The 25,664-nt window shown below is 34.8% G+C and carries 28 protein-coding genes and 1 pseudogene; 25 read left to right on the top strand and 4 right to left on the bottom strand.

All coding sequences use genetic code 11. The features are described 5' to 3' along the window. Positions 1 to 89 precede the first annotated feature (89 nt). The 4 genes from tsaE to tsaD are packed head-to-tail and all read left to right on the top strand — an operon-like array spanning position 90 to position 2,627. Positions 90 to 539, top strand: coding sequence for a tRNA (adenosine(37)-N6)-threonylcarbamoyltransferase complex ATPase subunit type 1 TsaE (gene tsaE, locus HMPREF3177_RS07240; protein WP_070458254.1), 450 nt, complete (start codon positions 90 to 92; stop codon positions 537 to 539). Continuing rightward, positions 540 to 1,181, top strand: coding sequence for a tRNA (adenosine(37)-N6)-threonylcarbamoyltransferase complex dimerization subunit type 1 TsaB (tsaB, locus tag HMPREF3177_RS07235; RefSeq protein ID WP_070458252.1), 642 nt, complete (start codon positions 540 to 542; stop codon positions 1,179 to 1,181). It abuts the gene before it with no gap. Beyond that, positions 1,160 to 1,624, top strand: a complete 465-nt coding sequence (gene rimI, locus HMPREF3177_RS07230) for a ribosomal protein S18-alanine N-acetyltransferase (protein ID WP_246827413.1) — start codon at positions 1,160 to 1,162, stop codon at positions 1,622 to 1,624. Before tsaB ends, rimI begins: the two co-directional genes overlap by 22 nt. After that, complete coding sequence (gene tsaD / locus HMPREF3177_RS07225; protein ID WP_070458249.1) at positions 1,608 to 2,627, top strand: tRNA (adenosine(37)-N6)-threonylcarbamoyltransferase complex transferase subunit TsaD; 1,020 nt, start codon at positions 1,608 to 1,610, stop codon at positions 2,625 to 2,627. Before rimI ends, tsaD begins: the two co-directional genes overlap by 17 nt. Positions 2,628 to 2,747: 120 nt before the next feature. Here the strand turns inward: tsaD and abc-f are convergent, their stop codons facing one another. After that, positions 2,748 to 4,661: a ribosomal protection-like ABC-F family protein gene (gene abc-f / locus HMPREF3177_RS07220; RefSeq protein ID WP_070458246.1), complete on the bottom strand. Its 1,914-nt coding sequence runs from the start codon at positions 4,659 to 4,661 to the stop codon at positions 2,748 to 2,750. 121 nt (positions 4,662 to 4,782) lie between these two features. Here abc-f and HMPREF3177_RS07215 point away from each other — a divergent pair, with 121 nt between their 5' ends. The 6 genes from HMPREF3177_RS07215 to HMPREF3177_RS07190 all read left to right on the top strand — a co-directional run bounded on the left by HMPREF3177_RS07215 (position 4,783) and on the right by HMPREF3177_RS07190 (position 9,551). Next, positions 4,783 to 5,418: a redox-sensing transcriptional repressor Rex gene (locus HMPREF3177_RS07215; protein WP_070458244.1), complete on the top strand. Its 636-nt coding sequence runs from the start codon at positions 4,783 to 4,785 to the stop codon at positions 5,416 to 5,418. A gap of 11 nt (positions 5,419 to 5,429) precedes the next feature. After that, the gene (tatA, locus tag HMPREF3177_RS07210) at positions 5,430 to 5,678 is read left to right on the top strand and encodes a twin-arginine translocase TatA/TatE family subunit (protein ID WP_070458242.1); all 249 of its coding nucleotides are present in this window, start codon (positions 5,430 to 5,432) and stop codon (positions 5,676 to 5,678) included. 47 nt (positions 5,679 to 5,725) lie between these two features. Then, entirely contained in the window at positions 5,726 to 6,484 is a 759-nt protein-coding gene (gene tatC / locus HMPREF3177_RS07205; protein WP_068130356.1) for a twin-arginine translocase subunit TatC, read from the top strand. A gap of 1 nt (position 6,485) precedes the next feature. Next, positions 6,486 to 7,970, top strand: a complete 1,485-nt coding sequence (locus HMPREF3177_RS07200) for a sucrose-6-phosphate hydrolase (RefSeq protein ID WP_070458239.1) — start codon at positions 6,486 to 6,488, stop codon at positions 7,968 to 7,970. Positions 7,971 to 7,989: 19 nt separating this feature from the next. Next, complete coding sequence (locus HMPREF3177_RS07195) at positions 7,990 to 8,790, top strand: MurR/RpiR family transcriptional regulator (RefSeq protein ID WP_070458228.1); 801 nt, start codon at positions 7,990 to 7,992, stop codon at positions 8,788 to 8,790. Positions 8,791 to 8,903: 113 nt separating this feature from the next. Further along, the gene (locus HMPREF3177_RS07190; protein WP_070458214.1) at positions 8,904 to 9,551 is read left to right on the top strand and encodes an LPXTG cell wall anchor domain-containing protein; all 648 of its coding nucleotides are present in this window, start codon (positions 8,904 to 8,906) and stop codon (positions 9,549 to 9,551) included. A gap of 27 nt (positions 9,552 to 9,578) precedes the next feature. Here HMPREF3177_RS07190 and HMPREF3177_RS07185 read toward each other — a convergent pair whose 3' ends face one another. Continuing rightward, entirely contained in the window at positions 9,579 to 11,279 is a 1,701-nt protein-coding gene (locus tag HMPREF3177_RS07185) for a M3 family oligoendopeptidase (RefSeq protein ID WP_070458212.1), read from the bottom strand. Between the two features lie 132 nt (positions 11,280 to 11,411). On the opposite strand from HMPREF3177_RS07185, the gene HMPREF3177_RS07180 reads away from it, so the two are divergent. The 5 genes from HMPREF3177_RS07180 to HMPREF3177_RS07160 all read left to right on the top strand — a co-directional run bounded on the left by HMPREF3177_RS07180 (position 11,412) and on the right by HMPREF3177_RS07160 (position 15,407). Then, the gene (locus HMPREF3177_RS07180) at positions 11,412 to 12,008 is read left to right on the top strand and encodes a LemA family protein (protein WP_070458209.1); all 597 of its coding nucleotides are present in this window, start codon (positions 11,412 to 11,414) and stop codon (positions 12,006 to 12,008) included. Beyond that, positions 12,008 to 12,832 carry a TPM domain-containing protein gene (locus HMPREF3177_RS08535; protein ID WP_070458202.1) on the top strand — a complete coding sequence of 275 codons (825 nt, stop codon included), beginning with the start codon at positions 12,008 to 12,010 and terminating at the stop codon, positions 12,830 to 12,832. The genes HMPREF3177_RS07180 and HMPREF3177_RS08535 overlap by 1 nt, the downstream gene beginning before the upstream one ends. A gap of 81 nt (positions 12,833 to 12,913) precedes the next feature. Beyond that, complete coding sequence (locus HMPREF3177_RS07170) at positions 12,914 to 14,044, top strand: globin domain-containing protein (RefSeq protein WP_070458199.1); 1,131 nt, start codon at positions 12,914 to 12,916, stop codon at positions 14,042 to 14,044. A 261-nt stretch (positions 14,045 to 14,305) separates the two neighbouring features. Beyond that, entirely contained in the window at positions 14,306 to 14,833 is a 528-nt protein-coding gene (locus HMPREF3177_RS07165) for a hypothetical protein (protein WP_070458191.1), read from the top strand. A gap of 184 nt (positions 14,834 to 15,017) precedes the next feature. Further along, positions 15,018 to 15,407 (top strand): thiol-disulfide oxidoreductase DCC family protein, encoded by a 390-nt coding sequence (locus tag HMPREF3177_RS07160; protein WP_083286911.1) that lies wholly within the window; start codon positions 15,018 to 15,020, stop codon positions 15,405 to 15,407. 29 nt (positions 15,408 to 15,436) lie between these two features. On the opposite strand, the gene HMPREF3177_RS07155 is transcribed toward HMPREF3177_RS07160, so the two are convergent. Continuing rightward, on the bottom strand, positions 15,437 to 16,204 hold the full coding sequence (locus tag HMPREF3177_RS07155) for a CPBP family intramembrane glutamic endopeptidase (RefSeq protein WP_068130329.1): 768 nt from the start codon (positions 16,202 to 16,204) through the stop codon (positions 15,437 to 15,439). Between the two features lie 169 nt (positions 16,205 to 16,373). On the opposite strand from HMPREF3177_RS07155, the gene groES reads away from it, so the two are divergent. The 9 genes and pseudogenes from groES to HMPREF3177_RS08525 all read left to right on the top strand — a co-directional run bounded on the left by groES (position 16,374) and on the right by HMPREF3177_RS08525 (position 23,820). Next, positions 16,374 to 16,667, top strand: a complete 294-nt coding sequence (gene groES, locus HMPREF3177_RS07150; protein ID WP_068130326.1) for a co-chaperone GroES — start codon at positions 16,374 to 16,376, stop codon at positions 16,665 to 16,667. Positions 16,668 to 16,679: 12 nt separating this feature from the next. After that, a complete protein-coding gene (gene groL / locus HMPREF3177_RS07145; RefSeq protein ID WP_070458187.1) occupies positions 16,680 to 18,302 on the top strand; it encodes a chaperonin GroEL in 1,623 nt (540 codons plus the stop codon). 171 nt (positions 18,303 to 18,473) lie between these two features. Beyond that, a complete protein-coding gene (locus tag HMPREF3177_RS07140; RefSeq protein WP_070458184.1) occupies positions 18,474 to 19,925 on the top strand; it encodes a phospholipase D-like domain-containing protein in 1,452 nt (483 codons plus the stop codon). Between the two features lie 94 nt (positions 19,926 to 20,019). Beyond that, positions 20,020 to 20,244: a hypothetical protein gene (locus HMPREF3177_RS07135; RefSeq protein WP_070458180.1), complete on the top strand. Its 225-nt coding sequence runs from the start codon at positions 20,020 to 20,022 to the stop codon at positions 20,242 to 20,244. Continuing rightward, positions 20,234 to 20,818: pseudogene (locus HMPREF3177_RS07130) on the top strand (DUF3387 domain-containing protein); the annotation flags it as partial. The gene HMPREF3177_RS07135 and the pseudogene HMPREF3177_RS07130, both read left to right, overlap by 11 nt. 167 nt (positions 20,819 to 20,985) lie before the next feature. Continuing rightward, positions 20,986 to 21,474, top strand: a complete 489-nt coding sequence (locus HMPREF3177_RS07125) for a GNAT family N-acetyltransferase (protein ID WP_070458173.1) — start codon at positions 20,986 to 20,988, stop codon at positions 21,472 to 21,474. Positions 21,475 to 21,505: 31 nt separating this feature from the next. Next, positions 21,506 to 21,673: a hypothetical protein gene (locus HMPREF3177_RS08530; RefSeq protein WP_168161323.1), complete on the top strand. Its 168-nt coding sequence runs from the start codon at positions 21,506 to 21,508 to the stop codon at positions 21,671 to 21,673. Positions 21,674 to 21,856: 183 nt separating this feature from the next. Then, entirely contained in the window at positions 21,857 to 22,801 is a 945-nt protein-coding gene (locus HMPREF3177_RS07120; RefSeq protein WP_070458170.1) for a DUF3800 domain-containing protein, read from the top strand. Positions 22,802 to 23,652: 851 nt separating this feature from the next. Further along, entirely contained in the window at positions 23,653 to 23,820 is a 168-nt protein-coding gene (locus HMPREF3177_RS08525; RefSeq protein WP_168161322.1) for a hypothetical protein, read from the top strand. A gap of 54 nt (positions 23,821 to 23,874) precedes the next feature. Here the strand turns inward: HMPREF3177_RS08525 and HMPREF3177_RS07115 are convergent, their stop codons facing one another. Beyond that, a complete protein-coding gene (locus HMPREF3177_RS07115) occupies positions 23,875 to 24,864 on the bottom strand; it encodes a DUF1307 domain-containing protein (protein ID WP_070458167.1) in 990 nt (329 codons plus the stop codon). Between the two features lie 247 nt (positions 24,865 to 25,111). Between HMPREF3177_RS07115 and HMPREF3177_RS07110 the strand changes: the two genes are divergently transcribed. Beyond that, the gene (locus HMPREF3177_RS07110; RefSeq protein ID WP_070458164.1) at positions 25,112 to 25,588 is read left to right on the top strand and encodes a nucleoside deaminase; all 477 of its coding nucleotides are present in this window, start codon (positions 25,112 to 25,114) and stop codon (positions 25,586 to 25,588) included. Positions 25,589 to 25,664 lie beyond the last annotated feature (76 nt).

Here is a 25,664-nt window from a genome sequence, read left to right as displayed (position 1 = left end):
CCGTGCTAGAGTAGGACGTCGCTAGGCAAACATTGGAGACCCTATAGGGTCTCCTTTTTTTATATATTTTTATATATTATGAGGTTATTATGGATAAAACTATTTATATAAATGATTTAAATGATACTAAACAACTAGCTGAAACGATTGGTAAATATATAAAACCAGGTTTTGTTATTCTTTTAAGTGGTGATTTAGGGGCAGGTAAAACAAAATTTACTCAATTTTTAGGTAAATCTTTAGGTGTTAAGCGTGCAATTACTTCTCCAACTTTTAATATCATTAAGTCATATAAATTAAATGATAATTATTTACATCATATGGACTGTTATCGATTAGAACAGAGTGATGAGGATTTAGGGTTTGATGAGTACTTCAATGATTTCGATATTACGATTATTGAATGGTATAATTTTATAAAAGAATATTTGCCGAATGAATTTTTAAAAATTAATATTGAACGTATTGATGAAAATCAAAGGAAGTTTACAATTGTATCAGAAGGTAAACAATACGAGGAGTTAGTAGGTGTGTTATAAGTGAAGTCTTTATATATAGATACTTCAAATCGAGCGTTGTCTGTAGCCGTTTCAGATGACGTATTATTAGCTGAAATTAATATCAATGTTAAACGCACACATTCAGAAACGTTAATGCCAGTTATTAACGAGGTACTTAAACTAGCGAATGTAGATAAGTCTGAGTTAGAACGAATTATTGTAGCAAATGGTCCGGGATCATATACAGGGTTAAGAATAGGAGTAACAGTTGCAAAAACGTTAGCTTTTTCCATAAATATACCGATTTATACAGTATCAAGCTTACTCGTGCTAGCAGCAAGCTATCGTGGTGTAGTTGCACCAATGATGGATGCTAGACGTGGAAACTGTTTTAGTGCGATATATGACGTTGATCAAAATGGATACGATGTTTTAGAAGAGCCAAAGCTTAGAACAGGGAAAGAGTATTCAGATCTCGTGTTAAAATACGGTGCTGTTATTGTGCATAATACATTAGAAACACAGTCATTTGAAGTTGACGGTGTCCATACTACACCAAGAATTTCATCTCTTATCGGAATGGATGATGATCTTTTAACTAAAGTTGATGCACATGACGTTGTACCAGACTATTTAAGATTAACTGAGGCGGAGAGAAATTGGAAAAACAATCAATCGTAATCCGTCCGATGAACTCTGATGATGTTCCAGCAGTTCAGAAAATAGAAGTTGTATCTTTTCCTGATTCACCATGGACAAAAGAAACATATGTCCATGAACTGTGTAACAATCATTTTGCACATTATTTTGTCGCAGAAAAGAATGACGTCATTGTCGGTTATATTGGGCTATGGATTGTAGTAGATGATGCACAGATTACAACAATTGCGATCAGTCCAGAGTCGCGAGGAAATGGCTATGCGAATACATTGATGGATTTTATTATAGATTATTGTAAACCAACTGTCCGTCAAATATCATTAGAAGTAAATGTTAATAATTATCATGCGATTAAATTATATGAATCTAAAGGATTTGTATATGGTGGTATACGAAAAGATTATTACGGTGCAGGTAAAGATGCACATGTCATGTGGGTGAGATTAGATGGAGAAAAATATTAATATATTGGCGATAGAAACAAGCTGCGATGAGACTGCTGCGAGTGTTATACAAAATGGGAATACTGTTCTTTCAAATATCGTCGTGAGTCAAATAGAGAGTCACAAGCGTTTTGGAGGTGTCGTTCCAGAAGTCGCATCAAGACATCACGTTGAGTCTATTACCCGAGTGATAGAAGAGGCACTTCACGAAGCAAACGTCACACCAAAAGAACTCGATGCGGTTGCAGTAACATATGGACCAGGTTTAATCGGAGCGTTACTCGTCGGTGTAAACGCAGCGAAAGCATTTGCGTTCGCACATGATTTACCACTTATTCCTGTCCACCATATCGCAGGACATATATACGCAAATCAATTAGAGCATGACGTAAAATTCCCACTCATTGCGTTAATCGTGTCAGGTGGGCATACTGAGCTCGTTAAAATGGAAGACCATTTACAGTTTGAAGTGATCGGTGAAACTCTAGACGATGCGGTAGGAGAGGCATATGACAAAGTCGCTCGTGTAATCGGATTACCGTATCCAGGTGGTCCAGAAATAGATAAGTTATCTAAAGAAGGCATCGATACGTACAATTTCCCACGTGCATTGCAAGATGAGGGATATAACTTTAGCTTTAGTGGTTTAAAATCAAACGTAATCAATACCCTTCATAATGAAAGACAGAAAAACATCGAAATTAAACCAGCAAATGTTGCGAAAAGCTTCCAGGAAAGCGTCGTAGATGTCTTAACGACAAAAACAATGCGCGCTTTAGACGAAGAAAATATAAAGGCATTAATCGTTGCTGGTGGAGTCGCAGCGAATAGTGGACTTAGAGAACGATTCGAAACGTTAACAAAAGAAAACGGAGTAGAATTATATATACCGAGTTTAAAATACTGTACCGACAATGCTGCAATGATTGGGGCCGTTGCGTACGAACAGTATAAACGTGGAGATTTCGCAGATTTAAATTTAAATGGACATAACTATATAGACATAGAAGACGTAATATACTAACACATCAGACTAAATCTGATGTGTTTTTTAATAAAAATTACGACATAATAAAAAAGTTATGCACAGTTGTGGATAACTTTGTGCATAACTTATGGATTATGTGTGTATTGTTGTGGAGAATTATTCGAGTTCTGATTTTTTAATCTCTATTTCTTCCCATTCTAATAGATTATCTTCGAGTTCAGTATTCAGTGACTCGAGCTTCTCATTCAGTTCATTTGTTTTCTCAAAATCGTTGAATACTTCTGGCTGTGTCATTTCTAATTCGACTTTTTCAATTTCTGTCTCGATTATTTCTATTCTTTGTTGAAGTTTGTCGCTTTCTCTCGATAGTTTTTGTATTTGGCTACGAAGTTCTTTTTGTCTTAGGTAATCGTCGTTAGTATCTTTCTCCACTGTTTCCTCTACAAATGCACGTTGTGCTTCTTCCTCTTCTTTTTTATGGAGATAGTATTCATAGTCACCATTTATGATTTTCGTTTTTTGCGTATCCATTTCCATAATGCGATTTGCTAGCTTTTTGATGAAGTACCTGTCGTGCGATACGGCGATAATTGTACCTGGGTAATCCATCAATGCTGATTCAAGCATCTCTTTACTTTGAATGTCTAAGTGGTTTGTAGGCTCGTCGAGTAGTAGCAAATTATTTTTTTGTAGCATGAGTTTAGCGAGTTGTATGCGTGCTTTTTCTCCTCCACTTAACTGATAGACATGCTTAAGTATGTCATCTTGTGTGAATAAAAATTGTCCGAGTATTTTACGAATATCTTGTTCTTGAAAATGAGGATACTCTTTCCACAACTCTTCAAGTATCGTGTTTTCAGAATAGAACTCTGCTTGTTTTTGATCATAGTAACCAATCGATACGTTTGTACCGTACTGGATGTCACCACTGATAGGAGGAAGTAATTTTGCGATTGTTTTAATGAGAGTAGATTTACCGATACCATTTGGTCCTAAAACGAGTAAACGATCCTCTTTTTCAACGAAGAAGTTTAAGTCGTTATTGATAACCTCGTCATATCCAATCGCAAGTTCTTTCACACGTAGTACGTCATTTCCGCTTTCCTTTTCAATGGTGAAATGAAACTGTGCTTGCCTTGTATCGCGCGTTGGAGAATCGATTCGGTCCATTTGTTCGAGCATTTTACGTCTACTTTTTGCCATACCACTCGTCGATGCACGTGCGATGTTTTTCTCGACGAACGTTTCAAGTCGTTTGATTTCATCTTGTTGTCTCCTATATAGTCCAAGCTCACGATTATAATCTTCTTCTTTTTGTTTTTGATAATTCGTGTAATTACCGTGATATAATTTTCCTTGTTGGAATTCTATTTCATAAATTTTATCGACGATACGGTCTAAGAAAAATCGGTCGTGGGATATAACGACGACAGATCCAGTATAGCGATTTAAATAGTTTTCTAGCCATTCGACAGTTTCTAGGTCAAGGTGGTTCGTAGGCTCATCGAGTAATAAAATGTCCGGGCGGTAAAGAAGCATTTTACCGAGTTGTAATCTCGTTTTTTGACCACCAGAAAATTCATTTATCGGTCGATCTAAGTCTTCTAAGCTAAAGTTTAGTCCAGTAATGACCGTTTTAATTTCAACGTCGATTGTGTAGCCATTATGAGCTTCAAAAAAGTTTTGAAGATACTCTAAACGTTTCACTTGGTCGTTATAGTCTACGTGTGTATACTCATGATTTGTTAGCCACTCTGTGACGATATCGATTTCATCTTTTACTTTTAATACGTGACTAAATGCTAGATTCATTTCTTCACGTACAGTTTTGTCGGATTCGAGTGACATTTCTTGTGTTAAATAGCCAATAGAAATATCTTTTGGTGTCGAGATATTACCGCCATCATACGATAATTCATCTGCCATAATCTTCATGAGAGTTGTTTTCCCCGCACCATTTCCACCGACAATACCAATTGTTTCTCTCGATTTAACTTCTAAATTTATATTTTTTAAAATTTCTGTTGAACCGTAATTTTTTTCAACGTTTTGCAAGCTCATGACAATCATAAAAATCCCTCTTTCTCAGTAAGTGTAGTGTACCATGTTATGTATGAGAAATACGATAAAAACCTTAAAGTCATTGACTTATATGGTATAATTAAATGACAAAATATTTGAGGTGAGTCTTTTGTTAAAGAAGCAGAAAATACCGAACGCAACATTAGATCGATTGCCTTTATACTTCAAGTATTTCAAACAAAGTGAAGACAACGGAATTGATAGAGTGTCTTCTAGAGAGATTAGCGAAGCACTTGATATAGACTCAGCAACGATTCGACGTGATTTTTCTTATTTTGGAGAGCTTGGCAGAAAAGGGTATGGATATAATGTCCATGCACTCGTTAAGTTTTTTTCAGAACAAGTCCAAGGCACAGGGATGAAGAACGTTATACTAATTGGTGTTGGTAATCTCGGAAGTGCGCTACTAAACTATAATTTTACAAAAATTCATGATAAAATAAAAATAGCGGTAGCCTTTGATATAGATCAAGATATTATTGGACAAACAATAAATGGGGTTGAAGTAAAAGATATTTGCGAGTTAGAATCCGTTGTTCAAGATATTCAAGCAGAAGTGGCGATTCTAACAGTTCCTGGTCAAGTCGGAGTTGATCTATCTTCCAAACTTGAGGCCCTTGGAATTAAAGGGATATTAAACTTCACACCAGAAAAACTTGCAGTTTCAAACGAAGTTACTGTACATAATATAGATTTAAGCGTTGAAATGCAGGCGTTATTATTCTATATGAAGCATAACAATTAGGAGGGGAAAAGATGAGCGTATTATTATTACCTATGACAATCGGCGCTGTAGCACCGGTAAGTTTAATTATCATCGCTGCAGTTGCACTTTTAATCTTCGGACCTACGAAGTTACCACAACTTGGTCGTTCAGTCGGAACTACAGTTAAAGAATTTAAAGAAGGCTTTAACGGTTTAGGAGAAGACGAAAAACCTGAAGAGAAAAAAGAAGAAGTCGTTAAAATTCAAACGAAACAAGAAGACGAAACAATTCAAAGATAGTTGATTAAAGGTGGCGAACGCCACCTTTTTTTCCGTGAGGTGGCTTTATGCAGGAAAAGAAAGAAATAATCGAGCACGTTCAAGAGTTACGTAAGCGCGTTTTATTTGTCACGTATTTCTTTGTCGCAGCGTTACTGATTGGATTTTATTTTGCAAAACCACTTGTTCATTATTTACAAAATGCACCGTGGTTAGAAATGACTGAAATGCATGCGTTTAACGTGACAGATCCGTTAAGAATTTACTTAACGATGATCGTTATTATCGCGTTTATACTAGTGCTCCCAGTAATTTTATATCAGTTTTGGGCGTTTGTTAGTCCAGGTCTATATGAAAAAGAGCGACAAGTAACACTTATATACATACCGATTGCATTCATTCTTATGATTATAGGAATGGTGTTTTCTTATTTTATCGTCGTACCGTATATCGTGAAATTTACGTTTAGTTTATCAGTTGAAATGGGGATTGTGACGACGATTGGTATTAATGATTACTTTGGCTTTTTAGTACGCACGGTACTTCCTTTTGGTATAATATTTCAAATGCCAATTCTCGTCTTATTTATGACACAGCTTGGCATTATTACGCCAATGTTTTTAAAGAAGAATAGAAAATATGCGTACTTCATCTTATTTGTCTTGGCAGCAATCATTGCGCCACCAGACGTTATGACGCATTTTTTACTAACGTTACCAATGATTTTATTATACGAAATTAGTATCACTGTATCTAAAGTAGGGTATAGACGTTATTTAAAAGCAGAAGAACAGGCGTTAAAAGAAACGTTAAAGGGGGACGAGTAGGATGAAACGAATCGAAGACTACAACAGAGAACAAATCGAAACAGCTATTGAGTCATCGATGATGAGTAAATGGCGTTTAAATTATCACGTTCAACCTGTGATGGGAATACTCGGTGCACCTTGTGGATTCTTCTACATTAATGGTCTGTACCATATCTTTTATGAATGGGAACCTGCAACTAACGAAGAAAGTGCAACGTATTTATATCACGTGACGAGTGAAAACTTAATTCATTTTAATAACGAAGGAATTAAATTACGTCCAGATGACTTATATGATAAAGATAATCTATACGGCGGGAATTTAACTTTAATCAACAATGAACTGACGCTATTTTTTACTGGTGAACAGCAAAAATCAGACGGAGTTCATACATATCAACGTGCAGGTGTTATCGATACAGATTTTAAAATCAAAAAATATCCCGCACCGATTTTAAGGGAAGTTGAACCTGGTTACAAACAATATTTTAGGAATCCATACGTATTTACACACGACGGTGAAATCAATATGATGATCGGAACAATGAACGACGAAGAGTTTGGGCGAATCATCATGTACCGTGGTAAATCACTCGAAGATTTAAAGTTTTTAGGTGAAGTCAATACAGGTTACGATATGTTTGGATATTTCTGGGAATCACCGGAGCTATTTACGTTAGATGATGCCGAAGTGTTAATGTTTAACCCGAGAGGGCTCGATAAGTTTAAACATCATTTTTGGAATATTTATCAGTCAGGATACGTCATTAATGACTTTGAATATGGATCGTTATTTGTTAATCACGATGATTATAGAGAATTTGATGGTGGATTTGATTTTTATCGACCAGTGACGACATTGGATTCTGAAGGACGACGTGTTTTAATCGCTTGGATGTCTGCTGAAGAAAGTAAGTATCCTACGGAGATTGAAGGCTATAAAAATGCACTGACAATTCCTCGCGTGTTAACGGTGAATGGAGACAGACTCATTCAAACACCGCATCCACATTTAAAAGAGTTAAGAAGAAACGAATTAAAAGCAATCGGATACTTTAACGAACATCGTAAACCACTCACAGATTTTTATGGGGACAGTTATGAGTTAATTATCGATATCAAAGAAAATAATGCACGTGAGTTATTCTTTTTACTGAGAAAGAGTAATCGTGAAGAAACGATTGTATCTTATAACAGTGAGGAACAAAAGATAACGCTTGATCGTACGTTTAGCGGCGCACTAATTTCAGGAGTAGACGGGACAACTAGAAGTATAGAGTTAACAAGACCACTCGAACGACTACAAATATTTATGGACCGCTCATCCATTGAGATTTTTATAAATGACGGAGAGCATACGTTGACAGCGAGAATTTTCCCTCGTGAAGAATCTATTGGTGTGGAAGTGATGGCAGAAGACGGCGATTGTTACGTCGAAATGACGCATTACACATTAAAAGGATTCAAAGAAGACCCTGTCATTAGTCAGCGCAAGAAGATTTAAACAACTGGAGGTAGCACTCATGTTTTCAGTATTAGAACTTATCCGTAGAAGGTATGAATATTTCACACCAGTTGAGTTAAAAATTGCAGATTTTATATTAGAACATCCAGAAGACGTGACTCATATGACGGTACAAGAAATCTCTAAAGAGAGTCAAACGAGTGACGCTGCGGTGATTCGATTTAGTAAAAGACTCGGCTTATCAGGTATTAAATCATTAAAAGTCGAACTCGCGAAAGAACTTCATTCTATTAATGAAAATCCTTTATCGAGTAATGTGCAAATAGTATCAGATAATGAGTCGACAATTTTCCAAAAAGTATTTCAAAATACGTTAAGGGTGTTACATAGTAATGACACACTAGTTGATAGAAAGAATCTAAGTGACGTTACAAAGGTAATTGCTAAAAAAGAACGTGTGTTACTATTTGGAGCGGGAGAATGTCTTCCAGTAAGTTTAGACTTTCAGAGTAAATTAATCGAATTAGATATACCGGTGTTTGTCGTTAACGATTTAACGACGTTACGAGGTCGTTTATCAAAATTTACGTCAAAAGATTGTATGATTACGATTAGTACGAATGACAATCCTGAAATTATGAAAGCGTTAAGGCTTGCGAATGAACGATCAGTAGAAACAGTATCGATTACAGATGGTAATTCATATCGAGTCGAGCGCTTATCAGATTATACGGTATTTTTCTCTGAAGAAGTGACGAATACGAACTTAATGATGACGAGTCGAATCGGGTTATATATGATACTCGATATTATATTTATATATCTCGCTAAATATAAAAAACATAACATTCTTTCATAAGTATTTATAGATTGTTTCATAAGCATTAAAGTTATGTGACAAATAGTGTTGTCGATAGAAAAACTACCTATATTTATCTATACTAAAGATAACGAATACGAGGGGGCAGGCTTATGAAACTAAAAGAATTATTGTTATTTTCGGTACTGATTATGTTATTAATTGCACCTGTTTCTTCTGCAGATGAAGAAACGAATGCTTCAGATACTGAAAACTCAGCAACTCAAGAAGAAACAAAACAAAATCAAACGAATTATGCGGATAACCCATCAGAAGCCCCTGATGAATCTACTGACTCTGATAACTCAAACGAAACTGAGAAACCACAAGAGCCAGAAACACCAGAAACAAATAAACCAGGTGAAACTGATAATGAAGACACTCAAAATCCGCCGAATAATAATGATATCATCGACACAATTGATGAACAGGTTAAAGAAGCGGATGATAACGTACTCGACGCGATTGGTGTAGAAGAAAAACCTGGAAATAACAACCCAATTGTTTCAGATGATACACTCGTAACGGATAACTCAAATACTGACACAGCTGTTACGTCAGATAAAGAGTCTAATAAAAAGTCGACATCTAAATCATCAAAGGATTCTGAAAAGAAGAAAACACCACATGGTGCAAAAGAGTTACCAGATACAGGTGTTAACGAGAATATAGAATTACTATACGTAATAGAAATTATTTTATTAAGTGCAGGACTCATGCTATTAGTAAGAAAAACTAATAAAATAAAAATCAAAAAATAAATGCCACATCTTTGATGTGGCATTTTTCTATAGACTTTTATCGTCGATATCATTTAAATAATCTTTTACGAAATCTACGACTTCTTCTAACGTTCCGTCCTCAAACGGAGATTTTAAGTTGGCAACTTTTACTAATTCACCAAATGGTAGTGAACCACCGAGTTTACATAGCGTTAAATAGTCGCCAAATGCGGCTACAAAGTCATCCATTACACGTTTAAAGAACTGTAGTGCACACACTTGTGCGAGCGTGTAGTCAATATAATAAAATGGTGACGCAAATAAGTGACCTTGACCGTGCCAAAAAGCACCATCTACATATGCAGGGATGTCTTCATAGTCTCTATCTGGTAAGTATACCGCTTCAATTTTCTTCCATTCTGCGCGGCGTTCTTCAGGTGTTAATTCAGGATTATCATATACGACGTGTTGGAATTCATCGATCGCTACACCGTACGGTAAAAATTCTAACGCACCTGAAAGATGAGAGAATTTAAATTTATCTGTATCTTCTTTAAAGAATAATTCCATCCATGGATACGTAAAGAACTCCATACTCATCGAGTGAATCTCACATGCTTCATATGTTGGCATAATGTATTCTGGAACTGAGAAGTGACGTGAAGAGTACATTTGGAATGCGTGTCCTGCTTCGTGAGTAAGCACTTCGATATCACCTTGAGTCCCGTTAAAGTTTGAGAAGATAAACGGCGCTTCATAATCTTCTATGAATGTACAATATCCTCCGCCTTCTTTTCCTTTTTTAGCCTCGACATCGAATAATTCTCGTTCTGTCATAAATGTATAGAACTCATCCGTTTCTTTAGATAATTCTCTATACATTTTTGCACCATTTTCCATAATTGCTTTAGTGCCACCTTTAGGTGTTGGGTTTCCAGATTTAAACTCATAAGCAAGGTCGTAATATTTTAAGTCTGATACACCGATACGTTCTTTTTGTCGCTTTCTTAATTCAGTAACGTAAGGAACGACGTAATCACGCACTTGTTTACGATAATTTTCTACCATCTCACGGTTATAATCGATACGGTTCATATGAACATATCCGAGTTCTGTGTAGTTGTTAAATCCAAGCTCAACAGCCATTTCATGACGTTTTTTAACGAGTTGATCATAAATATCATCGATTTCATCGAGATGTTCTTTCATGAAATTTTGTTTAGCATACATCGCAGACTTTCTCACTTCACGGTCATCGTTAATCATATACGGAGAAAATTCTGTGAGTGCAAGTTTTTTACCATCATATTCAATTTCAGCAGATGACAGTAAAATCGAATATTTCGATGTTAATACGTTAATTTCAGTCATTAAATCTTTAACTTTAGGGTCAAACCCTTTAATTTCATTATCGACTAATGCAAATAACTGTTTGCCGTATTTTTCTTCTAATTCGTCACGAAACGGACTATTTGCAAGCGCTTTATAATAATCGTTTGTTACAGAAGACAGAACCGGCAAGTTGTTATCGTAAAAATCACGCTCACCAAGATAAAACTCATCTTTCGTGTCGATAGATGCACGAACAGTTGCGATCGTAATCATCGAATGGATGTGTTTAATTTTCTCATTGTACTGATCGATAACGACTTCTGCATCTTCTACTGTTTCTGCTTTCTCAAATGCGCTTAAGAGTCCATCGACCTGTTCTCTAAATAAATCAAAATCTGGTCGTTTGTACTCAAAATCTTTAAATTTTGTTACCATAAGTTTCTCACTCCTTGATGTGGGGTACTATTATATTACTATATTATATTGGAAATGTTCATGACTTTAAAAGTAGTCGTATATAATATTTCTTTAGTATAATGAATTTATATTTAAAAAAGGAGTTTTCCAATGAAAAAATTATTAGCACCAATCGGTATTGTACTCGGGATTATCATTGTATTGGCAATCCTTATAATGCCAAAATATAATACGTTTGTTCAGTTAGATGAACAAGTCAATGAAAAAGAATCACAAATCGAAACGCAGCTTCAGCGTCGTGGAGATTTAATTCCAAACTTAGTTGAAACAGTGAAAGGCTATGCCTCACACGAAAAAGAAGTGTTTCAAGATGTTGCGGATGCACGTGCACGTTTAGCAGGTGCAAACGGAGTAAATGAGTTAAGCGAAGCAAACGATCAAATGACGAGTGCTTTATCTCGTTTACTCGCTGTTGCTGAAAATTATCCTGACTTAAAAGCGAACGAACAATTTACAGGATTACGTGATGAGCTTGCAGGTGCTGAAAACAGAATCGCAGTCGCACGTCAAGATTATAACGAATCAGTAAATGAATATAATAAACAAACACGTGTGTTCCCAGGGAACATTATCGCTATGATTTTTAATTTTGAGAAGAAAGACTACTTTAAAGCAAGTGAAGGTGCAAAAGAAGTGCCAGGTGTAGATTTTAACACGAATCAAGAGGATAACTCTGGTGATGAGTAATGAAGCGGATCATTCCACTTCTTCTCATCATTATATTAACAACACCAGTCGCAACGGCAGCACGCGTTGAAATGCCGAAACTCGATACGTCGCATTATTTTGTTCAAGATAATGCGCACGTATTAGATGAGTCGACAATTTATGAGTTAAATGAACTAGGGTCCCATTTAGAAAAGGGGACCGGAGTAGAAATGTTGCTGATGACGATGGACTCAACAGGGCAAGAGCATCGTCAAGACTTTGCACTACGCGCTCTTCGAGAATACGGTGTCGGTAAAAAAGAAAGAGATAACGGTATCGTTATACTATTTAATAACGACAACGACAATGAATTTAATAACCGAGGAATTGACGTTCAAGTAGGTTATGAAATTGAAGGGTATTTAAATGATGCTAAAATCGGTAAAATTATCGACGACTACGCACTAGAAGATGCTAAACGAGGAGATTACGACAAAGCATTAAAAAATCTCTATAAAGCACTATACGAAGAAAGTTTAAATGCCTATGGATACGATGAAGAAACCGGTGAATTCACAAACGAACAGCCAGAAGAAACTTCTAATGATGATGAGTTCTATACATTTTTATTTAATACGCTCATTTTAGTAATTGTTATTACAATATTATTTTACATTATGAATAAAAACAACCGAGGTGGACCACCACGTGGAGGTAGACGACGTCCGTCTTATCGCCGAAGTGGAACACCGATATTCTTCCCTTCAGGTAGAAGTGGCGGTGGATTCTCCGGCGGTAGCGGAGGATTTGGTGGCTTCGGAGGAGGAAGCGGCGGAGGCGGAGGCGCTGGCCGTGGATTCTAGACTAACCTTGACATAAAGATGTCAAGGTTTTTTTATGTAGTATCGATTTATAGATGTTAAAATTAAGAGAGGAGGGATAACATGCTAACAAACGAAGAAAAAGATCTCGTTAAAGCAACAGTTCCATTATTAAAAGAACATGGCAGTGAAATTACGAGTACATTTTATCAGCGTATGTTCGAAAATCATGATGAATTATTAAACATGTTTAACCAAACAAATCAAAAATTTGGTGATCAACCAAAAGCACTCGCAAACACAGTTCTTGCAGCTGCAGAGCATATCGATAATTTAGAAGCGATTGTACCTGCAGTCATCGGAATCGGTCATAAGCATCGTGCATTAAATGTAAAAAAAGAACATTATCCTATCGTCGGTAAATATTTACTCATCGGTATTAAAGAAGTACTTGGCGACGTAGCAACGGATGATATCATTAATGCTTGGGCAAAGTATTATAATCAGATTGCTCAAATATTTATTGATGTAGAAGAAAAAATGTATGAAGAAGCAGCTTGGGATGGGTTTAAATCATTTACTGTAAAAGAAAAAGAGTATTTGACAGATGATGTGATTAGATTCACTGTTGATAATGATGAAGCACTACCTGAAATCATTCCTGGTCAGTATATTACAGTGAAAGTTAAACCAAACGATTATCCATACGAAGCTTTAAGACACTATTCGATTTGTTCAATTAATACAACGAATGGTTTACAATTTGCCGTTAAACGTGAAGGTGAAAAAGACGAAGCAGGCGTAGTTTCTCATTATTTATTTGATGAATTAAATGAAGGAGATATCATTGAACTTTCAGCACCAGCTGGTGATTTCTTACTCGATCATTCAGATGAGAAACTGTTATTTATTGCTGGAGGTGTTGGTTTAACGCCGATTATGTCTATGGTAGAGAGTGCCGTAAAACATAATAAAGACATTGATTTAATCATATCAACGACTGATGAAACAACACTACCATTTAAAGAAGAACTAGAATCATTAAAAGACAAAGTAAATATCACAATTAGATATACTAAAGATGATGGCTACTTAACAGCAAATGATATTAGTAGTTATGATGATTATTCAATTTATATATCAGGTTCATTAGCATTTAACCAAGCGATGATTAATGCTTCTCTAGACAATGAATATGATATGAGTAAAGTACATTACGAAGCATTTGGACCAAGAATGAGTCTAGCAGTATAGTTCAATTTTCCGATGAAAAAGTGTAAAATTAAATAGAGTCCAAAAGAAATCCCTTTAAGTGATACTTAAAGGGATTTTGTATATATTAATATTTGAACTTTAATGTATTGGAGTAATGTTATGAAAAAAGTGCTCATATATGACGGAGACTGCGATTTATGCAGTCGGTTTATCAATCTAGTAGTTAAAGTGAATAAAAATGATGACTTATATATTACGGACTTTAATTATGATAAAAACCTTAGAAGATTAGGTGATTAGATGAATAATGATGTTCCTTTTAATCTTGATCTTACTAACGTTAACATTAGTCCTTATCTTTATGTAGAAAATGAAAATAGAGTAAGATTTGATTTTGATAATATAAATAATTTTATTATTAATTTTATTATTGACCAGTTTAAAAATGAAGAATTATTAAATATACTTTACCTGTCTAATGTTTCAGTCAACAAATTTTCACAAGATTCATTGAATTTAGCCACAAAAGAATATTTAAACTTATATGAATCCTCACATTTATGGGAAGAAAAAATAATTAATGTCATTGATGATGGAGATTTAATAGAATATACTTTTTCTGAAATAAAAGATGTGAATATAAGCGCCGTTTATGATTATTATTTATATATGAAAACAACAGAAGCTCAAGATAATTATCTTTATTTTTATAACAAAAATTTTATTATTAATATGAATAGTGATGTTCTTGATATTGTTACTAACAATGAAGAAATTATTAAAAATATAAAAACTTCAATTATTTCTTATGATAAATATCATGAGTAGCTTAATAATGCTAATTCTATTTGGTAGATATTACCAGTATCTACACGAAGCGTTTGGACCAAGAAGGAGTCTTGCAATATAGTTTAATTTTCCGATGAAAAAATGTAAAATTAAATAGAATCCAAAAGAAATCCCTTTAAGTGATACTTAAAGGGATTTTGTATATATTAATATTTGAACTTTAATGTATTGGAGTAATGTTATGAAAAAAGTGCTCATATATGACGGAGACTGCGATTTATGCAGTCGGTTTATCAATCTAGTAGTTAAAGTGAATAAAAATGATGACTTATATATTACGGACTTTAATAGTGAATGGTTTAAACAGCTGCCATTTAATATCGACGCTGAAAGTGTGTCGTATATTTCTAAAGATAAAATATATAATAAATCAAACGCGGTCATTCATATGCTTATGGACGCCAATCGCCTATTTAAGCCGATCGTTATATTAAAAATTATCCCTAAAATTTTTAGAGATAAACTATACGACCGCTTAGCAAATAATAGATATAAATATAAAAGTGCATGTTCGGTAAAGTCTGTAAAATTTTACCGAATGTATTTAAAATAAAACTCTCAAGAAATTCTTGAGAGTTTTACTTATATTATCGTATTGAATATAGTTTTAATGATAATTAAACCGTTCGTTTGAAGTTGTTCGAGTTTTTCAATTTGATCTTTAAAAGTCAGTTGTAGTAGTACAACACATCCATTCATTAGCATATGAACGACGATTGGCACGAGTAGTCGATTTGTCATTACGTAGACAAAACTAAAGACATAGCTCATTCCGACGTAAATTAAAATGTGCGTAAAGTCAAAATGCGCGATAGCAAAAACAAATCCTGAAATCAAACCTGCAATTAAAAATGCAGCGATTTTATTCATCGGGAGTCTCTCGTATATTTCAGCGAAAATTGCGCGTCTAAACACATATTCCTCGATAATCGGACCGATGACTGCTACAAAGAAAATCATATATGGCATGTTAGAAATCATTTCCATAATATGCTTTGTGTTTTCACTTTCCAGTGGATTTCCTAATAGGTGAATGTTAATTTGTGCAGTAATGATTTGTACACCGTACGCAAGTATTAGGCCTCCAAAGATCCATGCGACCGTTTGAAGAGGTGGGGTTTTAACACCACTTTCAAAAATGTTTTTATCTTTGTGGATATTACCTAAAACTAAAATAACGATAAGTCCGATAATGTAAATAACAAACTGATAGGGCATATATAAGCTTAAAATTTCCTGAACACTCGCACCAGGATTTTTAAGTGCGATATAAATTTGAATTGGAATACCTGCGATTTGAATGACCCCAAACATCACGACAATAAATAAACTATATATAGTTCTATTCATAAACAATCTCCTTAAAATAAGTCTTTAAACAATAGTACCATTTTACAATATAAAACATGAAAACGAAATGCTATAACTTGAAATTTGACTATCTTTGATGTACTATAAAAATCAGTTAGCACATTACAATGATGAGTGCTAAAAGACGATTATTGAGGAGGCTATAACAATGTTACGACCTTTAGAAAATAGAGTGATTTTAGATATTAGTAAATATACAAAAGAAGAAACAACGTCTTCAGGTATTATTTTAACTGGAGATTCTTCAAAAGAAGAACCGGTCTATGGTGTAGTTGTTGCAGTAGGACCTGGACGTACGTTAGATAACGGAGAAATTTTAAAAATAGATGTTAAAGAAGGCGACAAAGTCGTTTACAACTCATTTACAGGAACAGAAGTGGATTACGAAGGGAAAAGTTATTTAATCGTACCCGCACAAGATATTTTAGCAGTAGTAGAATAAGGAGAGATATGAATGGCTAAGGAACTTAAATTTTCTGAAGATGCACGTCAATCGATGTTACGTGGAGTTGAAAAACTCGCAAATGCAGTTCGAGTCACACTTGGACCTAAAGGACGTAACGTCGTTTTAGATAAACAATTTACAGCACCTCTCATTACCAATGACGGTGTGACAATCGCAAAAGAAATCGAGTTAGAAGATCGCTTTGAAGATATGGGCGCAAAACTCGTTTCTGAAGTTGCGACTAAAACAAACGACATCGCAGGAGATGGCACAACAACAGCAACAATTCTCGCTCATGCAATGATCGAGGAAGGGCTTAAAAACGTTACAGCAGGTGCAAACCCTGTCGGCATTCGCCGTGGTATTACAAAAGCTGTTGAAGAAGCGGTAAAAGCACTAGAAGACATTTCAAAACCAGTACAAGATAAAGAATCGATCGCTCAAGTCGGTGCGATTTCAGCAAACGATAAAGAAGTCGGAGAATTCATCTCTGAAGCGATGGAAAAAGTCGGTAATGATGGTGTCATTACTATTGAGGAGTCTCGTGGGTTAAACACGGAGTTAGAAGTCGTTGAAGGGATGCAGTTTGATAGAGGTTATTCATCTCCATATATGGTGACAGACTCTGAAAAGATGATCGCAGAACTCGATAATCCATATATCCTCATTACAGATAAAAAAATCACGAACTTCCAAAACGATTTACTACCTATTTTAGAACAAATCGTTCAACAAGGACGTCCAATTTTAATTATTGCAGATGACGTTGAAGGGGATGCACTTGCGAACCTCGTGCTAAATAAATTACGTGGTACATTTACGGCAATCACTGTAAAAGCACCAGGATTTGGTGACCGTCGTAAAGCAATGCTCGAAGATATCGCAATTTTAACAGGTGGCCAAGTCATCACTGAAGACTTAGGACTCGAGTTAAAAGACGCTAGCTTAGATATGCTCGGTACAGCTTCAAAAGTACATGTCGATAAAGAAAACACGACAATTGTAGAAGGAAGCGGAGACGAAACAACAATTAAAGGTCGCGTCTCTCAAATTAAAGCACAACTTGAAGACACAGATTCAAGTTTTGATAGAGAAAAACTTCAAGAACGCTTAGCAAAACTTTCAGGAGGCGTTGCGGTCATTAAAGTCGGTGCGGCAACAGAAACTGAAATGAAAGAACGTAAACTTCGTATTGAAGACGCGTTAAACTCAACACGCGCTGCAGTCGAAGAAGGAATTGTATCAGGCGGTGGAACTGCACTGATTGAGGTGTATGACAAAGTCGCATCACTAGACGCAGAAGGCGATGAAAAAACAGGAATCAATATCGTACTAAAAGCACTCGAAGCACCAGTGAGACAAATCGCAGAAAACGCAGGACTTGAAGGTTCAGTCATCGTAACGAAACTAAAAGAACAAACAGGTGGCGTTGGCTATAACGCAGAAACGGACGAATGGGTGAATATGATTGAAGCGGGAATCGTCGACCCTAAAAAAGTGACACGTTCAGCACTCCAAAACGCAGGCTCAATCGCATCAATGTTCTTAACAACAGAAGCGGTCGTTGCTGATATACCAGAAGAAGACAACATCGGAGACATGGGCATGGGCGGCATGCCAGGAATGATGTAATCCATTTGACCTATCATCTTTTTTGATGATAGGTTTTTTAATTTTATAAATATTTCTTAAATCAATACAAATTTGTTGAACGATAATTTACAATCTGTTTACTCCTTTCTAAAAGTAAATTCATTCATTTCCTGTATAATAATAATAAAATAGGTATCGTGAGGTGTTCTTATGACAAAAAAGAATTATCGTAGGCGAAGATTTGTCGGGTTGACTGTTGGTGTGGTGGCGATACTCGTTGCTATCCCGCTTTTCGTTGGCGTCTATTCGCTCGTTAAGCCACTCCCTGACGGGATGTCTACGCAGTCTGATTTTGTTAAAACAGATGATTTGGATATTCTCTATGATGTGACTTATGAGGATAAAAACAGTGCTGTCCATCATGAACAGGAAATCGTTGATACAATGTACGAAGTGATTGATAATGCTGAGGATTTTATCGTTTTAGACAAGTTTTTATTTAATGATGACTATAATCACGACACATTGGAGTTTCCTACGTTATCAGAGGATTTTGCTGAACGTTTAGTTCAGAAGAAGAAAGATTCTGATATTCCAATTACCGTCATCACAGATCCCATCAACTCTTTTTATGGTACATATGACACGCGCGTATACAAAAAATTACGTGATGCTGGAATTGATGTTGTCGAAACGGACCTGTCTAAATTAAGAGATTCTAACTATCTATACGGTGGTTATTATAGGACGTTTTTTACTTGGATAAAACCAGGTGGTCTGAAAATTTTACCAAACGCAGTTCGTCCGATGGATGACAAAGTGGGTATTGGGAGTTATTTAAGACTCTTAAACTTCAAAGCCAATCACCGCAAGACAATCATGAATGAAAAAGAGGCCGTCATTGCGTCACTAAATCCGCATGATGGTTCGAGCTTACATTCAAATATCGCTGTGAAGTTTTCTGGAGATACTTTGAACGACCTATTAAAAAGTGAAACAGCTGTTTTAGATTTTTCAGGATATGATACATCTAAAATTAAGAATTACGAAGTTGAAACTGATAAAAACACGGGGGAATACGAAATTTCTCTCGTCACTGAAGGTAAGATTAGAGAAGCGCTAATAGATACAGTCAATCAAGCTGAAGCGGGGGACTCTCTTAAAATCGGTGTGTTTTATCTTTCAGATCGCGGTTTAATTAAAGCACTGAAGAAGGCGTTAGATCGCGACGTAAAAGTGCAAATTATTTTGGATATTAACCAAGATGCTTTTGGTAATGAGAAGAATGGTATTCCAAACAAGCCGGTTGCGAGTGAGTTAATGAATTATAAAAACCCTCCAGAAATTCGTTGGTATAAATCTCATGGCGAGCAGTATCATGCAAAGTTTATGATGCATGATAATGGTGAAGATTCAACTTTAATCCTCGGTTCATCTAACTTCACAAGACGTAACCTGAAAGACTTAAATTTAGAGACAGATCTCGTTGTTAAGGCAAAATCAGAAAGCGAAGAAATGATTTCTATGAACGACTATTACGATAGACTTTGGAATAACAAAGATGGTGTTTACACACTCGATTATGAGAAAGAATCTGAAGATAATATAATGAAAAGAATTTTATATAGAATTCAAGAAGGACTCGGTCTCTCTACATTTTAACGAAGACATTTGTCTTGGTTTTTTATATTATAGAAACTATACATAATTTTCTGTTTGGTTACTTTGTGATAAAGGTAACGGTATTGAAGTATATGTGGATAGAGATAGAGACACATGGACTTGGTCTAACGGACAAGTGGCGATGGACACTCTTGCATTAGACTTTGCTGGAATTGTTGAATCAAGTGGTAATACAGAGTGGGCAGGTATGCCAGAAGGTATGATTATCGGACACTTGCACCTTAAAGGTGGAGACGAAATCAAAACGGATTTCTATGGAAATTATGGATTTTCAGTTGTTTCTATTCGATGTATATGAGACTCTAGGATTAGATAACCCAGACATTTCAATACTTTCGGATAATTTTTTGGAAGATGTTCGAGCATTACCTCAGAAAAACTTAGCAGTAGAACTATTAAATCGTCTGTTACAAGGGAAAATTAAAGCTGTTCAGAAAACGAATTTAGTTAAAGCAAAGAAGTTTTCAGAGATGCTAGAAAATGCAGTTAACCAGTACAATAAACGTGCAATCGAGACGTCTAAAGTCATTGAGGAACTGATTGAACTAGCAAAAGAAATGAATGAGTCATATAAAATAGGAGAAAATCATGGCATGCTTAAAGAAGAAGTTGCATTCTATGATGCACTTTCTTCACATGATACAGCAGAAGAAGTTCTTGGTGATGAAGTATTACGAGCAATCGCACATGAACTTACAAAATCTGTTAAAGAAAACATGAGTATAGACTGGAACTTACGTGAATCAGCAAGAGCAAAAATGCGCATCACTGTAAGAAGATTATTAAAGAAATACGGTTACCCACCAGATTTGCAAAAGATGGCAGTGGAAACAGTAGTAAAACAGGCAGAATTGATGGCGGAGAATATTTAAGTCTTTGAGATTATATCGAAAGGAGACAATAGGGTTGGTAGGAGGATTCGTAGGGGGGACACTCGGTTTATTAGGTGTTATTATTTCTATATTTTTTCATATAAATTGAATTTTTAATTAAGGAACTTATAGATATTCTGTAAAACAGATAAAAAGGTGATGTAGTTATGGATATAATCATTCGAAAAATGTTAGAGGCTGATATTCCAGACGTTCAATATGTTGCTAAAAAGAGTTGGAATGCTACATATCAAGGTATAATTCCAGAAGATGTACAAAACAGCTTTCTAAAGGTTGCATATAGTGATGAGATGTTGAAAAAACGACTTGATCAAATTATATTCGTGGCAGAACATGATGAAAAAATCATTGGTTTTATAAATTTCAAAGAAACGGAACAACCAAACACATATGATTTATCAGCAATATACATATTACCAGATTACCAAGGAAAAAGAATCGGTAGTCGGCTGATAGCTCATAGTATTGAGCCAATCAAAAATTTTGAAAAAATCTTTCTAGAAGTTGAAAAAGATAATATCAATGCGGTTAATTTCTATAAGAAGCTAGGTTTTAAAATTGTAGACGAATATAACGATGACTTTGATGGCCATATCCTAAGAACATTAAAAATGTCTCTTTCAAAAGTCCGTTGAAAAAACTATATAATTATGAGGAGATTATCCAATGACTCGGAGAAATATAATCTTAATACTTCTTTTAATCAGCTTCATCATGATGCTACTCGCGGCACTGATACCAGAACAACTTGGTGGATTCTTATTTTTATTTTACATCATTCCAGGAATCTTATTTTTTGTAAGTGCAGGGATGATTGCGTATAAGAAGGATTAACATATAAATAAAAACACCCCAGCCCTGCAAATGGTAGCGGGGAAAGGGTGTTTAAGAGTGAGTCCAGCCCTGTACATGGTAACGGGGAAAGATATCACTCATTAGTATATAATGTTAATATATATATAATATATGAGCTGTTCATATTTGTCAAAGGTTTTAAACAAGGATGGAGAGTTTACATTGAAATATGAAATCTATTTTGATGAATCAAATAAGTTAGATCAGAAAACTGATAATTATTCATATTACGGTGCTTTAGGTGCGAGCATACAGATAATAGATAAATTAAATGATAACGTAAGTCAAATAAATGGCAGTTTGAACTCTAAAAGTGAATTGCATTTCGTTAATTATACAAATGATGATAAATTCATAAAATATTTTGAAGTTATAAGCTATGTTTTAAATCAAGATATTAAAATAAATATAATGATTGTAGATAATAATGATGCTAAAGAAATTGCTGAAAAAATGAATATATCAATTGTTGAATTGAGAGAATTGTTTTATGTTAAAATTCCAGAAAGACTTTTTTATGGATTGGCAAGAAATTTAAACTCTAATGAATCAATAGATATTATAATTGATGAGAATAGTGAATATGAAAAAATAAACTTAATGACAAAATTAGAAGAACAGATGAATGCTCATTCTGTATATCGAAATAAAGGATATAAAGTTAGTTCAGTAAAACAAAAAAGCTCTGAAAATGAGATTCCATTACAAATCATCGATACTATAATGGGGATAATTGTTTTTTTAGTAGAAAGAAATTTTGAGGAACAGTCTAGCAAAGCTAAGATAATAAAAAGTGATTTAATCTATCGACTATTAATCCATAATAATAACTTAGAGAAGCTGCATAATTTAGTTAATTTATATAAATGGAACAATAAAAGTGAAGATATTACTTTGTTAGATTTGAGCAAGTATACTGGAAGTTTTATCATCATGAAAGCCGAATATGATATTAAAGAAATAACTAGATTATCAAAAATAATGGCTAAATATCCTAATAAAGTTACAAAGTTCTATAGAGAGAAAATGAAGTATTCAAATCGTCAACTTAGGCAATTGAAAGGTTATATTTCTGAACTAGAAGACAAAGGAAGAAATAATTTTTAGAGGAAATTTTTTCATTTACAAATTTAGAAAAAGAATATCTCAAGTTAGCAGTGAATCTTGCTGAACAAGCATGAGATAAAGGTGATCAGCCGTTTAGTTCAGTACTTGTGAGTAAAGCAGATGAAGAACTGTTTAAACACTACTATAGAATCGCTAGTGGAGATAACACGACGTATACGGGACTTTGTATTGTGCAGTGGTTATTCTTAAATTTTTCTTAAGATAAGGGAGTATACATGCCAGGCGAGCACCGACCTATGAATTCTACAGCTCATTGTTAAGCCTAGATTAACATAGTGCAGCTATTTTTATAGACACAAGAAATCCTTTGAACTAACCTATAAAAATTAAACAGAGAGTAAGTAGAAATAATAGAAGGAAATCTGAATTAATTCGATATAACAAAGCCCACGCAAAAATTTTTCTGCGTGGGCACTTTTAATATTAATCTTCATTAAGTTTCTTCACAGCTAAATTTATTGACTTACTGTATAAATCTAGCAGCTTTCAATTCATCATTTCACTTATTAATAATTCGCTATATATTATTTAGTTTTTGTTAAATATGATATGTTATAAAACATTCTAGAGAATATATTTATAAATATAAACTTGTTTAATAAGTCTTCTATTTATCAAATAATCTATATTTTTTTGAATCTATTATATTTTCCGTTTTTCCAAGAATATTGATTTTAACAGATTGTTGGGGTTCATTTTATGTCGTTTTACTCATTATCTTTTACCAGGGATGATGTAACAGCGAATTTAAGCTTATTTCCAAATGACTAGGCTTTTTATCGTTTAGATTGTTATAATTTAATTACATATTAAAAGTTGGAGGTTTAATTATGAACATGCGAAAGATTATATTAATAATGATAGTCATCAGCTTCATCATGATGCTACTCGCGGCACTGATACCAGAACAACTTGGTGGATTCTTATTTTTATTTTACATCATTCCAGGGATCTTATTTTTTGTAAGTGCAGGGATGGTTGCGTATAAGAAGGATTAGTTTTCAAATAAAAAGCACGCGCTGAGGGATTCTTCAGGTTGCGTGCTTTTTATGCTATTTCTTTGTTTCTACATGTTCTAATCCGCTTCCTAGAAGGGCCATCGCGATTTCTGTGTAGTTTCGTGCTTCTTCTTTAGCACTTTCATCTACTTGCTCAATACCCATTAACTGAAGAACTTTATCTAGATCTTTAACTTTTTCATAGTCCATGACGCCTTCTACTGTGAATTTATCATCTTCGAATTTCATATCAAAATTCACACCGTCAAGTTTGTTTAACTCTACATAATTTTTTGTGATATCTTTAAATTGTTCTTCTGCAGCTTTTTTATCTGCTAAGCCAAGCGATTCATATGACTGTTCGTTATAAGTTGTCTGTTTTAAAATTTTGTTGTTTCCGTCTTGTAAAACAGAAACTTCATAAATATAGCCTTCTTGTTCGAGAAGGAATACTTCAGTCGATTCTTCACCTTCAAGATAATATCCTTGTTTTTTAAAGTTATCTACGCTTAATTCATAGCTTACAAACTGTGATTCTGTACCAGAGTCAGGTAGTGATGACACTACACTGAGATCTGCGACTGTGTAGTCGACTTTGAATGTTTCGATGAAAGTATCATCATTAAATTCTACTGAGTATTCGACACCTTCTTGGTCTTTATATTTTTTTTCATCACCGAATTCTTTAATCTTTTCTTGTGCCTCTTTTTTGTCTTTCACACCAAGTGTGCTGTATTCGCCCTCAGTGACCTGGTTTTGTTCCAGTAATACGTCATCTGCATGTTTCATTTCGATTGTACTAAGTAAGCCGTCTGCTTCTTTTTTCATGATGTTAGTCGTAGCTTTCGACTCATCATATTCAGGTTTCTTAGATGACTCACTATTCTCTTCGCCCTCAGTGTCTGTCGATTCTTCTTTCTCAACTTCCTCTGTCTTTTCGTCCGCTGACTCATTACTAGTATTCGTGTCTTTATCTTCATTAGAAGAACACGCAACGAGCGTTATAAAAGATAGGGCCAACAGGACCATCCAAAACTTTTTCATTTAAATTTCTCCTCTCAAATATGTAGTAATTAAAGCAAAATTACTAACAGGTCTCATTTAAGGAACTTAATCAAAAACCGTTACGGCAGTGTTCCTTATTCTTAAAATTACCTAATTGAGATATTTTTAAACTCAAAATTATAAAATAATAGACGAGGTTGGACTTATGCCTGACTCAATTCAGTGATTTATAATCTGTTTCAGACTAGAATAGAAAGTAAGTATAGAAAGGATTAGGAGTGTAATTATGCTGACAAATAAAGAAAAAGAATATCTTGAACTCGCTGTTAGTCTTGCAGAAGAGGCGTTAAATAAAGGAGACCAACCGTTTGGTTCAGTGCTTGTTAGTAAGGAAGGGGAGATACTATTTAAAGACCATAATAGAATTTCTACCGGAGATAATACGAAGCACCCTGAACTTCATATCGCACAGTGGGCGAGTGTGAACTTATCTGAGGAAGAAAGAAAAGAAGCGGTCGTGTACACTTCAGGCGAACACTGTCCGATGTGCGCAACTGCACATGCAATAAACGGACTAGGTAAGATTGTCTATGCAACGAGTAGTGCACAGTTTAGAGAGTGGCAGAAAGAATTCGGAGTAGAAGCTGTACGCGTGAGGCCCTTAAAAATTACAGATATTGCTGAAGATATCGAAGTAATTGGTCCAGTTAAAGAATTTGAAGATAGAGTAAAAGCACTTCATAAGGAGTACTATAGAAAATAGAGTTTTAGAGTGGTTTTTCATCTTTTTAGGGGTGGTTCGGACGAATCGTCGGCGAGATGAAAAACTCCCCGTCGCT

The organism is Nosocomiicoccus sp. HMSC09A07, assembly GCF_001808485.1.
GTDB classification, from domain to species: domain Bacteria; phylum Bacillota; class Bacilli; order Staphylococcales; family Salinicoccaceae; genus Nosocomiicoccus; species Nosocomiicoccus ampullae_A.
The sequence above is the reverse complement of the archived record's forward strand: the minus strand, read 5'-3'. Positions and strand labels throughout refer to the sequence as shown.

Coding starts and splice junctions, on each gene's coding strand:
- tsaE (WP_070458254.1), top strand. CDS start 90: ATGGATAAAACTATTTATATAAATGATTTAAATGATACTAAACAACTA.
- tsaD (WP_070458249.1), top strand. CDS start 1,608: ATGGAGAAAAATATTAATATATTGGCGATAGAAACAAGCTGCGATGAG.
- abc-f (WP_070458246.1), bottom strand. CDS start 4,661: ATGATTGTCATGAGCTTGCAAAACGTTGAAAAAAATTACGGTTCAACA.
- tatA (WP_070458242.1), top strand. CDS start 5,430: ATGAGCGTATTATTATTACCTATGACAATCGGCGCTGTAGCACCGGTA.
- tatC (WP_068130356.1), top strand. CDS start 5,726: ATGCAGGAAAAGAAAGAAATAATCGAGCACGTTCAAGAGTTACGTAAG.
- HMPREF3177_RS07200 (WP_070458239.1), top strand. CDS start 6,486: ATGAAACGAATCGAAGACTACAACAGAGAACAAATCGAAACAGCTATT.
- HMPREF3177_RS07195 (WP_070458228.1), top strand. CDS start 7,990: ATGTTTTCAGTATTAGAACTTATCCGTAGAAGGTATGAATATTTCACA.
- HMPREF3177_RS07190 (WP_070458214.1), top strand. CDS start 8,904: ATGAAACTAAAAGAATTATTGTTATTTTCGGTACTGATTATGTTATTA.
- HMPREF3177_RS07185 (WP_070458212.1), bottom strand. CDS start 11,279: ATGGTAACAAAATTTAAAGATTTTGAGTACAAACGACCAGATTTTGAT.
- HMPREF3177_RS07180 (WP_070458209.1), top strand. CDS start 11,412: ATGAAAAAATTATTAGCACCAATCGGTATTGTACTCGGGATTATCATT.
- HMPREF3177_RS08535 (WP_070458202.1), top strand. CDS start 12,008: ATGAAGCGGATCATTCCACTTCTTCTCATCATTATATTAACAACACCA.
- HMPREF3177_RS07170 (WP_070458199.1), top strand. CDS start 12,914: ATGCTAACAAACGAAGAAAAAGATCTCGTTAAAGCAACAGTTCCATTA.
- HMPREF3177_RS07165 (WP_070458191.1), top strand. CDS start 14,306: ATGAATAATGATGTTCCTTTTAATCTTGATCTTACTAACGTTAACATT.
- HMPREF3177_RS07160 (WP_083286911.1), top strand. CDS start 15,018: ATGTATTGGAGTAATGTTATGAAAAAAGTGCTCATATATGACGGAGAC.
- HMPREF3177_RS07155 (WP_068130329.1), bottom strand. CDS start 16,204: ATGAATAGAACTATATATAGTTTATTTATTGTCGTGATGTTTGGGGTC.
- groES (WP_068130326.1), top strand. CDS start 16,374: ATGTTACGACCTTTAGAAAATAGAGTGATTTTAGATATTAGTAAATAT.
- groL (WP_070458187.1), top strand. CDS start 16,680: ATGGCTAAGGAACTTAAATTTTCTGAAGATGCACGTCAATCGATGTTA.
- HMPREF3177_RS07140 (WP_070458184.1), top strand. CDS start 18,474: ATGACAAAAAAGAATTATCGTAGGCGAAGATTTGTCGGGTTGACTGTT.
- HMPREF3177_RS07125 (WP_070458173.1), top strand. CDS start 20,986: ATGGATATAATCATTCGAAAAATGTTAGAGGCTGATATTCCAGACGTT.
- HMPREF3177_RS08530 (WP_168161323.1), top strand. CDS start 21,506: ATGACTCGGAGAAATATAATCTTAATACTTCTTTTAATCAGCTTCATC.
- HMPREF3177_RS08525 (WP_168161322.1), top strand. CDS start 23,653: ATGAACATGCGAAAGATTATATTAATAATGATAGTCATCAGCTTCATC.
- HMPREF3177_RS07115 (WP_070458167.1), bottom strand. CDS start 24,864: ATGAAAAAGTTTTGGATGGTCCTGTTGGCCCTATCTTTTATAACGCTC.
- HMPREF3177_RS07110 (WP_070458164.1), top strand. CDS start 25,112: ATGCTGACAAATAAAGAAAAAGAATATCTTGAACTCGCTGTTAGTCTT.